Raw genomic sequence first — 14119 nt, forward strand, 5'->3', positions numbered from 1 at the left:
CTCTATCGAGGGGTGAGTTCGCTGCGTGTTAAAGTTTTGGAATACAAGGTCTCTCCATCTTGTTGCACCAGACGGAAGGTGATTTCTGGGTCACTGGGAGCTGGATCTACAGTGAATTCCCCAAAGGCATACACGCCATCAAAACCAAACAGTTGTGTGTCCCAGTTCGATTGCGTTGCTGGCGGGCCGCATCGTTCGCCGAGGCTGGCGGCTTCAAACTCATAAAACTGGAATCCGGACTCGCGTGGAATTGTAAAGCCTCGTGCGCCATGTCGATCGCCAGAAACGAACACCACGCCGCCTATTTTGTGCTTTTCAATTAGACTGAAAATACGCTCACGCCCTTGTGGATCCCATTTGCCCCAAGAGTCTTTGCCGGCAGATACGTAGTCGCTCCACATGGATCCGCTAGAGACGATGATGAAGGGACCTTTGCAGTCGAGCAGTTGCGCTTCCAGCCACTGCATTTGTTGTTCGCCTAAGAATGAGCCTTGCTTGCCCTCTCGGAAGTATCGGTTGTCCACCATGATTACATCGCAGGCACCCACTCGGGTTCTCAGGAACAGTCCCTTTCCGTCTTCGCCTAGGCCATAGGATGGGTTATTCCAAGAGTAGCGAAATACATCCCACACGCCTTCTTTATCGGAGAGTGTGTAGCCTTTGGGGATGCCGGCTTTATCGTTGTCAAAATAGTCGTGGTCATCCCATGTCGCATACACGGGGATATTTGCAGCGAGGCGATTCCATGCGGGGGCAAAATCTCTGAGGAGGTAATCCGTTCGATGGAGACCGAAGTGGTTATTTCTGTCTTGAACCGCGATGTCTCCTAGGAAGAGTGCCGCATTGGGATTTCTGCTAAGCATGGTTGCAGACTGTTGTGGATTTCCAATTCCCCAACGATGGAAGCAAGAGCCGAAGATGATGCGGGTGGTATCGTCTGAATCAATTGCGGGGGCAGTGGTGATCGTTGGTTGTGTTGCAGATTCAACCGGGGTGCCGTCGACCAACACTTCGTATGGATAGCTGGTATTTGGTTGGAGCCCGGTGATTGGAACAATTGCGCTTAGGTCTGTGGCTTCGGAGCTGTTGACTGGGCCGAAGGTTTTTGGCTGCCCATCGACGGACAGTTGAATCGTCACTTGGGATGGGCGCACTGTGCGAACCCACACTGAAATACGATCGGAAGCGACTTGGCCAAGCATTGGCCCGCCGAGGAGCAATCGATTATTATCGTTGGCACATAGTTCGCTAAAACCAGGAGACTTCTGTAGATCAACATAGGTGGCATGTGGATCTGCTTCAAAGAAAGTAAATGCGTGCTGATAGAGATCTTGTTTTGTTTGAGTCTCCGTTTGCCACAGGTTGAGCAGCTGCATACTGGTTTTCTCACTACCTCTGGTTAGACGGGAATTCCTCTGCATCAGTGCGAGCTGTTCGGGTGTTCGCTCGTGTGAGTGTAGCCCTTCGGAGAGGACGAGTGTCGAGGGTAGTATCGCTGCTACGGCGAGTATGAAATGGTGCATTTTCATGGAGTGCTTTAGAGTGCAGGCGCAGGAGTGGAGTCATACCAATTGAACCATTGCTGCTGCATGGCAGCGAGTCGTTCGGGGTATTGTTTGGATAGATCGGTGGTTTCGTTGCGATCGGTCGACATGTCGAACAACTCCCAGTTCGACTTCTCGGCGACGGCTTTCCAATCGCCTTGGCGAATGGCACGGCCATTCGCGAATTCCCAATAAAGTGTGCGGGTGCGCGGGGATGTGAGGTCGCCTTTGAGCTGCGCGGCGAAACTTTTGCCAGCCATTGGCGGGACTGCCTGTCCTTGATGTGCGGTCGGATATTCGGCGCCTGCTAATTCGACGAGTGTCGGCATGACATCGATGAAATGGGCGACGAAGGCGTGATTGATTGAGCCAGGGTTCTGTATGCCGTCAGGCCAGTGGGCGATGAAGGGCGTGCAGGTGCCGCCTTCGTAACTACTCGCTTTATTTTCGCGGAATGGGGTGTTGGACACGTTTGCCCAGTCACCTCCGAGGGATGCCCAATAGTCGATGTTGCCTAGCTTTTCGATGGATAACCCGTCGCCAGCGCGTTGACCTTCCGGATGTATGCGGGACTCCGCCATTTCAGCCGATGATCCATTGTCGGCGGCGAAGAGAATCAAGGTGTTTTCGAATTTACCGAGCGCTTCGAGTTTTGAGATGAGCTTGCCGATGTTTTGGTCCACTCGATCAATCATCGCAGCATAGACGGCCATCTTGCGTGCTTCGACCGCTTGTTGGTTTTCGCTTAAGCGATCCCAGTCTTGGTGGGCGGGGGCCGATATGCGTGCGTCCTTCGCCACGATGCCGAGTTGTTTTAACTTCTCGATGCGCGCGTTGCGGACGGTTTCATAGCCGACTTGGTAAGTGCCTTTGTATTTCGCAATATCTTCAGGCCATGCTTGAAGTGGGTCGTGTGGCGCGGTGTAAGCTAGGTAGAGGAAGAAGGGGGCTTCCTCGTCTTTGTATGTTTCCAAGTAGTCGATCGCCTTTTGTGTGTAATGGTCGGTCGAGTAGAAGTCTTTCTCGGGTGGGGTGTAAGGTTGTAGCACTTGTTCGTCGATTGCCCAATGACGTCTGCCGGGAGACTTCTGTGCGGGCTTAGGTTCACCCTCGCGTGGCAATCCAGGGTTGAAGTGATTGTTCGCGCCATCGAGTAGACCGAAGTATCGGTCAAAGCCACGCTCATAGAGTGATTCTCTTGAATGATGCTTGCCGGATGCGAGGGTGCGATACCCCGCTGTTTTTAAAACTTCGCCGAGTGTGACGCCTTGGGTGAATCGATCAAGGCGTTTGGACATGCCGCAATCTTGTGCATAGAGACCAGTGAGTAGTGTGGCTCGTGAGGGGAAGCACTTCGCGGTGTTGTGCATCTGCGTGAAGCGTAGGCCATTTTCAGCGAGCCGGTCGAGGGCTGGCGTTTTGATTTCTCCCCCGTAACAGCCTATGTCGCTATAGCCCATATCATCGACGAGGATGAAGATGATGTTCGGCTTTTCCGCGTAGGCGTATGCAGTTAAGCATTCGGCAACGCATGCGATGCCGATCGAAAGTATCCAATGCTTGATGGACATCGCAATTACAGCTCTTTGATGCGGAGGTTACGGTAAGCGACTGGGTCGCTGTGATCTTGAAGATAGATCGGGCCAGTCCATGTGCCGAAGCCTTCGTGCTTCTTATATTTACTGTTGTTGAAGCGCTCGATCCAATCGTCGCTACCGATTTCGACTTCGGCGACTTTGACGCCGTTGATCCAGTGCTCGACATGGTCGCCTTGCGCGATAATGCGACCAGAGTTCCATTGTCCTGCGGGGTTGAATGGCTTGTCATCGATTGCGGGCACGAGTGCGTAGATGCCTGCGGAAAGATTTTTGTCTTTGTGAACGCCATCGTCGAGCACTTGGTATTCGAGGCCGAGGTTTTCAATGGTGCGATACTTCACGCCAGAGTTGCCGCCTGTGCTGATCTTCCAGTCGAACGTTAGGTCGAAGTCCTTGTAATGTTGCTTTGTAATAATGCTACCAGGGCGCTTCTGTCCTTCTTTGAGTGCCGGGCGTTCGATCACACCATCTTTAATCGTCCAGCCTTCGACGGGGGCACCATTAACGCTTGTCCATTCCGAAAAGTCGCCTGTGGCAAAGAGGTCTTGGTATTCATCAGTGAGCTCCATTATCTTTATGTTACGAAAGCGGTAGATCTGGCCGTCTTCGCCATGGTGCTGAAGGGCGATGTATCCTTTGGCGTCTTCTGTGTCATGGATGTCTGTGGTCATGACGCCATTGACAAAGATCTGAATGTGGTCGCCGCGGCATTCGATGCGGAAATGGTTCCAGTCATGGCGCTTGAAGCTGTCGCCGATACGGCCAACAAATTCATTGATAGACTGTTTCTTTGCCTCTTCGGATGCTGCGTGATCGCGGTTCGGAGAGATGAACCAGCGGCGGCGTCCCTCATCGTAGAGGCCGCCAGACCAGTTTCTGGGAGAGGGGTCTACTTCTGCCTGATAGCCGAACATCTTGTTTTTTGATTTGTGGCTTCGGAATAGGAACCCCGAATTGGAGGGACCCTCGGGCATTTTCACTTCCGCTTCGAAGATGAAATCAGAATATTCGTTTACGGTTGAAAGGAACCACTTTGACTTCTCCGTGGTGAGGTGGAGCTCTCCATCTACGACCGCCGCCTTTCCCCAGTCGTAAGGATTTTCCCAGTTTGTGAGGTCTTTGCCGTTAAAGAGCTCAATCCATTCGCCTGCGATGGATGTGGTGCATGTCACTAGTGCTGCCGTTAGTAGACTGATCCAGTATTTTGTATTTCTCATTGTGTGATGTGGTGTTTAAGTTTGTCGGCCTTAGCTCACAGGAATAAAATTATTCTTGCTGGGGTTTACAGTGCGTAGAATTCTTCCCATCCTTTGCGTGGTGCGGGATCGAGGAGGGCTTGGGCGGTTGGGTTGTTGGTTACCTGCTTGCTTGAGCGATCAAAGGTGAGCTCGCCGCCGAGTCGTTGTGCTAGAATGCCGAGGTTGAAGACTTGAGTGAGTTCGCCGCTGATGTTGAAGGGGGAGCGAGATACTTCTTCGCCCTTACAGGCTAGGAGGAAATTTGTTTGGTGATCGGAGTTCTTCTGTGAGAAGGTCGGTAAGTCGCGACGCATATCCATGTATTTTTGTCTCGGGACGATTTGTAGCGCTGCGGAGTGGCTTCCGCCTTGGAAGACGAGGTCTTTGCTGTAAATGACTTTGCCGGGTTTGTTGAGCTCTAGCGGTTGACCATCATCGGTATATTCGCCTTCGAGGAAGGGTTTGTTATTCACGCCGTCATACCAAGTGACTTCGCAGGCCGGCATCCCTTGGCGCTCTGGGAAATCGAATCGAATGGTGCTGGAATCTGGGTAGATTAGGTCACTCTGATTGATACCGTCGCGGTGAACGGCGGTGACTGTTTCGGGGAGGCCGAGTTTTAAAAAACGGTGGCTGGTGTCGAGGATGTGCGGCCCCCAATCGCCAAAGCAACCGCAGCCATAGTCATACCAACTGCGCCATTCTTGAGGGTGTAGTTTGGTGCTGTAAGGGTGTTTGTGCGCTGAATCGATCCATTGATCCCAGTTGATGCCTTCGGGGAGTGGTTCGCTTGGGTATGCGGTCATTGATTTGCCCCAACCGTGCCAGCGCCGTGGTCTGTTCATATGGGCGGTGATGCGAGTGACGTCTTTGATTAGTCCCGCTTCGCTCCATGCTTTGAATTGAAAGTAGTTGGCTCCAGAGTGCCCTTGGTTGCCCATTTGAGTGACAACGCCGCTGCGTGCGGCCAGATCCATCATGCGCTCGCATTGGCCGAATGTGTGGGCGAGTGGTTTTTCGACATAGACGTGCTTGCCGAGTGACATCGCTAGCATCGTGACGGCGAAGTGGGAGTGGTCGGGTGTGGTGATGACCACTGCGTCGATGTCGTCGCCCATTGCGTCGAACATTTTTCGGAAGTCGGTGAAAAAGCGCGCTTTGATCGGGAAGACTTTGGGTGCGGCTTGGCCTTTTTTGAGCGACGGCGGGGTGGTGATGACGCCGTGCTGGTAGAGCGCTTCTTGTGTGTGTGCGCCATCTGGGTCGATGTCGCAGAGGGCGACGACGTTACACAGGCCTGAGTTGTAAAGAGATTTGCGGTTGCCATTGGCTCGATTGCCGATGCCTACGAGCGCAACGTTTACTTTCTCGCTGGGAGCGAGGCCTGTGGAGGATTTTGCTCCAAGGGCGACATAAGAGGGGAGGATTGTTAGAGCGCCGAGTGCTGCGGATGATTTGAGGAAGTGCCGGCGAGACGTATGGTTTTTGTTATGGTGCATGCTTTAGTGTGTCGGAAGTTGGGCGTGGTTGTTCCTTGGGAGATTTTTTATGTTTATTAAATAAACAAACAAAATTTAAGTTCATGCTTTAGCAATACAAAAAAAGCTATTACTTAAAAAACATGGCAACCAAACAGCGATATGATAGAGGCGATATTCGTCGGATGAATGCAGTGAGCGTATTGAATCAGCTGCGTCTCAAGGGGATGCTGTCGCGTGCGAATATTGCGGGCGAATTGGGTCTGACGCGTGCTACGGTATCTAGCATTGTGGCGGATTTAATTGAGGTGTCGTTGGTTCGTGAGGTTGAATATTTAGAGGGGCGTGCGGGGCGGCCAGGGTTGTTGTTGGATTTGAATCCAGATTATGGGTGTATGATCGCGGTCGAGGTTGACTTGGATCGGATTTCGCTGGTTTTGGCGAATTTGGGGCGTGAAACGCTATGGCGTGTGGATGTGCCGGTCGAATTGGCTGCTGGGTCGCAGGCGGTGTTGGCTCAGGCTGCTGATTTGGTGGAGCAGGCCTTAGTGCGTGGGCGTGATCTCGGGTTGGAATGTTTTGGTATCTGCGTGGCCATGGCTGGATTAGTGGATCATGTCGGCGGTGTGTTAGCTTATGGTCCCACTTCGGGCTGGGAGAATGTGTCGCTGTGTGCGGATTGGGGGGCGCGTTTTGGTGTGCCGGTGGCGGTTGAGAATGAGGCGCATGCGGGAGCGATTGGGGTGCATCACTTTGGTGACCGTCCAGGAGTGAGGAACTTGATCTATCTTAGTCTCGGTGTGGGATTAGCTGCAGGGGTGTTTATGGATGGAGTGTTGGTGCGTGGGAAGCGGGGGTTTGCTGGGCAGGTGGGCCATACACTATTTGCGCACGATGGTGTGGATTGTGGCTGTGGGAAGCGTGGTTGCTGGGTGACGGAGATCGGCGCATCGGCCGTGGTGCGTAAGCTGGCAGACGCAGGTGTTGAGATCTCTAAAAGTTCTGGCGAGGGGGTTGACTGGTTAGAGCTTGTGGCTGCGAAGGCGCAGGCGGGGGATCCTTGTGTGTTGGCGGTCTTGGATGGTGTCGGTCGTCAGGTGGGCTGTGGCTTGGCGCGTTTGGTGCAGACTTTTAATCCTTCGCAGGTCGTCGTTGGTGGTCGTCTTGGTGGGCTGATGAGCTTGGTTGAGCCAGCGATTCGTGAGGCGATGCTTGCTGAGACGCTACCTTATATGGCGAGCTCGCTGCAGTTTGCGGTGCATGCATCTGGTGAAGACCAGTTGCAGGGCTGTCTTGCGACTGTTTTTGATGGGTTGATGAAGAACCCTGCGATTGGTGATCTTTAGTGTGGTGCTTTGCGTATTCATTGAGGGCGTTCTAAGAATTGTCTCAATTCACAAATTTTAGTTTGTTTGGTGCTGCCTGTTGGTTCTTTTAGTTGATGGTATATGTCAATTTCTTAAGGTCATCGTGTTTCGTAAGGTGCTATTGATAAGTGGATAACGTTTTATATTTTATTATTAAACGTTAATACTTTTGATGGTAAGTTGTTATTTTATGAATTAAGTTATTGTCAATTTACGTCAATTCATACTCTAATTCTCATACTTTATGGAATCTTTGCCCCTAGATCATACTGCATCAGATACGATGCAGCGTCGCTTTTTGAGTTCGTTACGACCTGGCCAGTTGTTAGAGTCGCTGTTTGATAATGTCCCGGGGGCGTTCTTTTTTGTTAAAGATATAGAGAGCCGTTTCATGGGCGGAAGCCTTAGCTTTGCGCAGACGCTGGGAGAAGTATCGATCGATGTGATGATCGGTCGGACTGACTATGACTACAGCCCAGACTTCTTGGCGGATGGTTTTTATGCCGATGACCAGCGTGTGATTCGCACGGGGCAGGCGATTACTAATCAAATCGAGTTGGTTCCCTCTGCGGATGGTTCTTTGGATTGGTTATGCACGAGTAAAATTCCGCTCTTTGGTGAGGATGGTTCTGTGGTTGGTTTAGCGGGGGTGACTCGCATCATTCGCGACTCGGATTCGGTGTATGCGGATCATCCGGAAATGCGTAAAATTGTCGATTTTGTGCGTGAGCATTACCGTGAAAAGCTGTCGGTCGCGGATCTTGCAAAGGTGGGCGGTATCTCTGTTAGTTCTCAGGAGCGTTTGTTTAAGAAGACCTTCGAGCTAACCCCATTGATGTATTTGCGCCGGACGCGGTTGAATGCCGCATGTAAAATGCTCCGAGACTCGACCTTAGGCCTCGCTGAGATCGCGGTGCAATGCGGTTTTAATGACCAAACCAATATGACGCGCGCGTTCAGCCAAGAGCTAAAGATCACACCGCTCAAATACCGTCGCAGCTTTAGTGATGCACGATCCTCGCGCAGTGGTCGTTCGGGTCCGATCGTCTTACGCTCTCAAATTTAATTCTGATATACCTCCACCTAACCCACGTTAAATTGTGAAACATAGTAAAAACGATAAAACCGTATTTTGGGGCTCTTTTATTGCCCTGATTACCACTTCAATGGCCTTCATTATCCGAGCCATCTTGATTAATAGTGGCATTTGGCCCGAGCAATTCGGCTTAGATAAAGTGCAGGGCGGAGTTTTGTTCGGCGCCGGCATCTGGCCGTTCGCTATTAGTATTATTCTATTCAGCCTGATCATTGATAGGGTCGGATATAAGTTCGCGATGTTTTTCAGCTTTGTTTGCTATGCGATCTTTGGCGCACTTGCGTTTGCTGCTTATGGTATCGTCAACGGTGAGGTAGCAGATCTTGCGATGGCTCAAGCGAAGGCTTGGAACTATCTGTATTGGGGCTCTGTCATTCTTGGTCTCGGTAATGGCACTGTTGAGGCCTTCATTAACCCTGTTGTAGCAACACTGTTTAAGGACGAGAAATCAAAATGGCTGAACATGCTACACGCAGCGTGGCCCGGTGGTTTGGTGCTTGGCGGTGTATTAGCAATTGGCCTCAGTGGTGCAGTTGCAAATGATTGGCGTATTCTGATCGTCCTTATGTTTATTCCTGCCGTGATCTATTTGATCATGCTCGCGAAGGTTAAATTTCCAGTGAACGAGCGTGTCGCTGCGGGGTCTAGTTATAAAGACATGCTTGCAGAGTTCGGCACGCCAGCTGCCTTTGTTGCATTCTCACTTATTTTTGTCCAACTCGGCGACGTCTTCACATGGAGCACTGTTCTTACTTGGGCGCTGATTGGCCTGACGACTCTCGGGTATGCGGCATATAGCCGCTCCTTTGGTAATCCGTTGTTGTTGGTGCTCATCGTGATCATGATGCCTATGGCAACTACGGAGCTGGGCACCGATGGTTGGATTTCCGCACTGATGGAGAAGCCCATGCATGCTGCTGGCTGGGATCCAACTTGGGTGCTTGTTTACACCTCAGCAATTATGATGGTGCTACGTTTCAATGCGGGCCCTGTGATTCAAAAATTCGGACCTTTGGGACTACTTGCACTTTGCTCGGGTCTAGCGATTGTCGGATTAAACCTGCTATCGTTTGCTAGCAGTGTTGCATTCATCTTCTTTGCGGCGACCATTTATGGTGTCGCTAAGACATACTTCTGGCCAACTGTTTTAGGTGTGGTCGCAGAGCAAACGCCAAAAGGTGGTGCACTCACGCTGAATGCGATTGCAGGTATTGGGATGCTAAGCGTTGGTATTTTGGGCGGGCCTTTCATTGGAGACTTACAGGAAAGCTCGGTCACCTCTGCACTTGAAGAAGCCGTTGAGGCACCCGTTTTTGAAAGTATCACCGAAGAGCGCCACTACGTGCTAGGTAATTACACCGCCTTAGATGTGACTGCGGTTGAGGCGCTACCCGAAGCGCTGCAAGGCGAGATCGGTGAAGTCAAAGAGCGTGAGACACAAGGCGCCTTGGCGAAAATGTCGATGTTCCCTGCATTTATGTTGGTCTGCTTCGTGGGACTCATTCTCTACTTCAAGAGCCAGGGCGGTTATAAGCCAAAAGTCATTGGTTCTCACTAATTCAATTTTAAATATCTAATATTATGGCATCAAAACAACCACTCAAAGTCGGTATGGTTGGCGGCGGAGGCGGCGCTTTCATCGCGAACCCACACCAAAAAGCAATTCACTTCGACGGCACGCGTAAGGTGCACTCGGTCGCACTACATCCTGATCCTAAGATCGCGATGGAAGAGGCAGACGCTTGGGCGTATCCAGTGAAAGGATACGAGAGCTATGATGAAATGATCACTGTGCAGAAGGATCTTCCTGAAGAGGAACGTCTGGATTACATCTTGATTGTTACGCCGAACTTCGTGCACTTCGATCCTGCCATGAAGGCGCTCGAAGCGGGCATCCCTGTCATGTGCGAGAAGCCAATGACGATTGACCTGGCGCAGTCCGATGCATTGGTCGCGAAGGCGAAGGAAAAGAATGTTCCGTTTGCAGTGGCACATACTTATGTCGGCCATTGGAGCAGTTGGTTCAGTCGTTTTATCGTGCAGAGTGGTTTGCTCGGTGAGATCCGCTGGGTGGATAGCTATTACATTCAAGGCTGGTTGGCTGATAAGCTCGAAGACACTGGTCAAACGCAAGCAGCATGGCGCACAGACCCAAAGCGCGCAGGGGCTTCGGGTGCGGGCGGCGATATCGGTATTCACGCCTTGGAGCAACTTCGCTTTGTGACTGGTTTGGATGTGACGGATGTGTCCGCGCACTGTGAGTGTATGGTTCCTGGTCGTCCGATTGACGATCACTTCACTGTTTACGGTAAACTCTCCAATGGTGGGAAGTGCCTCGTGCGTGCGTCACAAATTTGCCATGGTCATCAGAATGATCTCGGCATCGTGATTGCCGGCACAAAGGGCTTGCTCAAGTGGCGTCAAGAGGATGCTGAGGCGGTCACTATTTGTCTGCCAGGTCAACCCGATCGCACTTACTGGCGCGGCGCGGTCTCGGCCAACGACGGCTTCCTCGGAGATGTGCCGCAGGAGCTGCTCGACGAGCCAACGATTCCATCGGGGCATGTTGAAGGTTTGCATGATGCATTTGCGCGTCTTCACCGTGAATTCGAAAAAGACATTCGTGCCTTCCAGAAGGGTGAAGCATGGAACTGCGATGGTAGCAAATATGCCAACGTGCATGACGGTCGTATGGGCCTCGCTTTCATTGACGCAGCTGTTGCCTCGCAGGCGAATGACAATGCGTGGACTCCAGTCGATCTGGGCTAATTCTAGATTCACATCTCATGATCGCCTCACGTATTTATCGCTTCTTGATTTTAGTGTGCTTTGGTATGCTCACGCTCTGCGCGTGTGCTGCTGATGCGAAATATACTACGATTGATGAAGCGATTGCGCGGGGCGATTTGGCAGATGTGACACTACAAATTACCGCGTATCCCGAGCGCTTGAATCAGGGCAAGAACCCGAAGCTCTCCCCGTTGAATCAAGCGATTCTCCGAAAGAAAGAAACGATCGCATTGTTTTTGATTGAGTCGGGTGCAGATGTGAATGCACCGGATGGTAGCAAGCGCACGCCGCTACATCTCTGCGTCGATCGCGATCTGCCCAAAGTTGCGACTGCTTTACTCAAAGCCAAGGCCAAGCCCAATGAATGGGATAAGGCGGGGTGGACACCGTTGCATAATGCGGCGGCGAAAGATCGCGTAGTCATGGCCACAGTTCTTATCAAAGGCGGTGCCGATCCTAAGGCCTTGAGTGAGCGCGGCGGCACGCCACTACACGAAGCCGCCGCAAGTGGTAGTGCCGAAATGGTGCAACTTTTTCTAGATAATGGTGTCGATCCTACCATCGCTTCAACGAGTGGAGATACGGCCCTTTCGGTGGCTCAAGCTAGTAAAAATGAGGCGGCGATCAAGCTGCTCGAAACAACTAAATAACAATTTTCAATTAACACCTAATAACTCCCCATTATGTCACGTCCTGTTACACTTTTCACCGGCCAATGGGCCGATCTTTCACTCGCGGAACTCGCACCTAAAGTAAAAGAAATGGGCTTCGACGGCGTCGAGCTCGCCTGTTGGGGCGATCACTTTGATGTGCAAGCTGCGCTCAACGAGCCAGACTATATCGCCAAAAAGTGGGAGCTGCTTGAAGCCAATGGTCTAACTTGCTACGCGATCAGTAGCCACCTCGTCGGCCAAGCGGTCTGCGACCTCATTGACGAGCGCCATGCGGCGATTCTTTCACCTGAGATCTACGGCGATGGCGAGCCTGAGGGTGTGCGCCAACGTGCTGCTAAGGAAATGGAAGATACTGCCCGTGCGGCGCGTAAGTTCTTCGACGCGAAGCCAGGTGGTGCGCCAGAGCGCGTCGTCGTCAATGGCTTTACTGGTTCTTCGATCTGGCACTTACTGTATTCGTTTCCGCCAATCGTGCCGGGTCAAATTGAAGCAGGGTTCCAGGATTTCGCCGACCGTTGGACGCCGATCCTTGATGTCTTCGAGGAGGAGGATGTTGATTTCGCACTCGAAGTGCACCCGACTGAAATTGCATTTGATATCGCGAGTGCTGCACAAGCGCTTGAAGCGATTAACCATCACCCGCGTTTTGGGTTTAACTATGACCCGAGCCACCTCGGCTACCAAGGTGTGGATTATGTAAAATTCATTCGCGACTTCGGGGCCTACATTTTCCACGCACACGTCAAGGACGCATGGTGGGGACACGGCAATGGCGACGTCGGCGTATTTGGCGGTCACACTGAATTCGGTGATGCCCGTCGCTACTGGGATTTCCGATCTCCAGGTCGTGGTGACGTGAATTTCGAAGAAGTGATCGTCGCGTTGAATGACGTCAATTACCAAGGGCCACTTTCCATCGAGTGGGAAGATAGCCGCATGGATCGTTTCCATGGAGGTGCTGAGGCGTGTGCGTTCACTCGTGCGCTCGACTTCGCGCCGAGCAATGTCGCCTTCGACGCAGCTTTCGACAAAGACAAACAATAATAAGGAGCAGTCCTATGAACATGACACCACTCGCTTTTCTCCAGAATCTGAACACGCCTGAGATCATTATGATCGGTGCGGTCGTGCTACTTTTTTTTGGTGCGAAACGTATGCCGGAACTCTTTAAGTCCTTTGGTAAGTCGGTGCGCGAGTTCAAAAAAGCCACGTCCGGAATCGAGGATGACATTCGCACTGCGATGGATGTCGACGTCGAGTCGAAGCCTGTAAAGCGCAAACCGTTGGGTTCCGATACTGAAGTTTAAGTTAACAATTGAGTCTGCTCGCCTGAACATACGGGCAGACTCGCTTTTCTCTGTTCACCCCACCAAATATGAATAAAATCCTTACAGCTTCCTGCCTAGTGTTGGCGGGCTCACTCAGTGCGGCGTCTAGTTGGGTGCCGACTTTTAAAGATAAGCCAGTCTCTCCGCAGCAGACCAAAGCAATTGAAGCCGCGTTGCCGCAGGAGGCGATTGCGACTCCGAAAGAAGAACGCCGTATTTTGGTTTACAGCGCGACACAAGGCTTTCGCCACAAGTCGATTCCTGTTGGTAAATTTGCGCTTGAAGCCATGGGCACATCCTCCGGCGCCTATACGGCAGTGGTGAGCGACGATCCTGCAAACTTCGAGCCCGAAGCTTTAAAGACATTTGACGCGGTGGTGCTTCTCAGCCCGACGCAGGATTTCTTTATGCCAAATCGGAAGCAGAAAAAGAAGTTTTCGAAGGAAGAGTGGGCGTTCCTACAAGCGCGTCACGAACGACTCGTTGGTAATCTAATTAAATACGTCAATCAGGGCGGAGGCCTCGTTGGAATTCACGCTGCGACTGACTCTTGCTATCATAATGAAGCCTATGGCGACGCAATGGGCGCTTACTTCGAAGGTCACCCGTGGCGTCATACTAATAATGTGACGATTGTGGTCGAAGATCCTGAGCATGGCACCATGAAGCCAGTGTTTGATGGTATGGACGATTTCGCGTTGGTCGAAGAAATCTACCAATTTCGCTCTGAGCCATACTCGCGCGAGAACTTGCGCATTTTACTGCATCTTGATCCCGAGCGCAGTGATAAGGTCAAAGGTATGAGCCGTGAGGACAATGACTATCCCGTTGCTTGGGTGAAGGGCGTAGGCGAGGGACGTATGTTCTATACCAGTATCGGACATAACGATCATATCTTCGCAAATCCACTGATGCTAAAACATTATCTCGCTGGCATTCAGTTTGCATGCGGTGATATCGAAGCGGATACCACACCCAGCGGTAAGCTTACGAAGTAAACTTCGGT

12 protein-coding genes are annotated in these 14119 nt (G+C 51.6%); 8 read left to right on the forward strand and 4 right to left on the reverse strand.

All coding sequences use genetic code 11. From position 1 onward, the window contains the following. Positions 1-2 precede the first annotated feature (2 nt). The 4 genes from GZZ87_RS10805 to GZZ87_RS10820 form a co-directional block, all read right to left on the reverse strand. Complete coding sequence (locus GZZ87_RS10805; RefSeq protein ID WP_162026743.1) at positions 3-1523, reverse strand: alkaline phosphatase D family protein; 1521 nt, start codon at positions 1521-1523, stop codon at positions 3-5. 14 nt (positions 1524-1537) lie between these two features. Beyond that, positions 1538-3115 carry an arylsulfatase gene (locus tag GZZ87_RS10810; protein ID WP_162026744.1) on the reverse strand — a complete coding sequence of 526 codons (1578 nt, stop codon included), beginning with the start codon at positions 3113-3115 and terminating at the stop codon, positions 1538-1540. A gap of 5 nt (positions 3116-3120) precedes the next feature. Beyond that, positions 3121-4359, reverse strand: coding sequence for a DUF1080 domain-containing protein (locus tag GZZ87_RS10815; protein ID WP_162026745.1), 1239 nt, complete (start codon positions 4357-4359; stop codon positions 3121-3123). A gap of 65 nt (positions 4360-4424) precedes the next feature. Then, the gene (locus GZZ87_RS10820; protein WP_162026746.1) at positions 4425-5879 is read right to left on the reverse strand and encodes a Gfo/Idh/MocA family oxidoreductase; all 1455 of its coding nucleotides are present in this window, start codon (positions 5877-5879) and stop codon (positions 4425-4427) included. 122 nt (positions 5880-6001) lie between these two features. Here GZZ87_RS10820 and GZZ87_RS10825 point away from each other — a divergent pair, with 122 nt between their 5' ends. The 8 genes from GZZ87_RS10825 (at position 6002) to GZZ87_RS10860 (ending at position 14111) form a co-directional block, all read left to right on the forward strand. After that, positions 6002-7204 (forward strand): ROK family protein, encoded by a 1203-nt coding sequence (locus tag GZZ87_RS10825; RefSeq protein WP_162026747.1) that lies wholly within the window; start codon positions 6002-6004, stop codon positions 7202-7204. Between the two features lie 265 nt (positions 7205-7469). Further along, positions 7470-8291 (forward strand): AraC family transcriptional regulator, encoded by an 822-nt coding sequence (locus tag GZZ87_RS10830; protein ID WP_162026748.1) that lies wholly within the window; start codon positions 7470-7472, stop codon positions 8289-8291. 34 nt (positions 8292-8325) lie between these two features. Beyond that, positions 8326-9879, forward strand: coding sequence for an MFS transporter (locus tag GZZ87_RS10835; RefSeq protein ID WP_244648190.1), 1554 nt, complete (start codon positions 8326-8328; stop codon positions 9877-9879). Positions 9880-9902: 23 nt separating this feature from the next. Continuing rightward, positions 9903-11090 (forward strand): Gfo/Idh/MocA family oxidoreductase, encoded by a 1188-nt coding sequence (locus tag GZZ87_RS10840; protein ID WP_162026749.1) that lies wholly within the window; start codon positions 9903-9905, stop codon positions 11088-11090. Positions 11091-11107: 17 nt separating this feature from the next. Beyond that, entirely contained in the window at positions 11108-11761 is a 654-nt protein-coding gene (locus GZZ87_RS10845; RefSeq protein WP_162026750.1) for an ankyrin repeat domain-containing protein, read from the forward strand. 33 nt (positions 11762-11794) lie between these two features. Further along, positions 11795-12829 carry a sugar phosphate isomerase/epimerase family protein gene (locus tag GZZ87_RS10850; protein ID WP_162026751.1) on the forward strand — a complete coding sequence of 345 codons (1035 nt, stop codon included), beginning with the start codon at positions 11795-11797 and terminating at the stop codon, positions 12827-12829. 20 nt (positions 12830-12849) lie between these two features. Further along, positions 12850-13092: a twin-arginine translocase TatA/TatE family subunit gene (locus tag GZZ87_RS10855; RefSeq protein WP_162026809.1), complete on the forward strand. Its 243-nt coding sequence runs from the start codon at positions 12850-12852 to the stop codon at positions 13090-13092. Between the two features lie 68 nt (positions 13093-13160). Further along, positions 13161-14111 carry a ThuA domain-containing protein gene (locus GZZ87_RS10860; RefSeq protein WP_162026752.1) on the forward strand — a complete coding sequence of 317 codons (951 nt, stop codon included), beginning with the start codon at positions 13161-13163 and terminating at the stop codon, positions 14109-14111. Positions 14112-14119 lie beyond the last annotated feature (8 nt).

The organism is Lentimonas sp. CC4 (assembly GCF_902728235.1).
Taxonomy (GTDB): Bacteria; Verrucomicrobiota; Verrucomicrobiia; order Opitutales; family Coraliomargaritaceae; genus Lentimonas.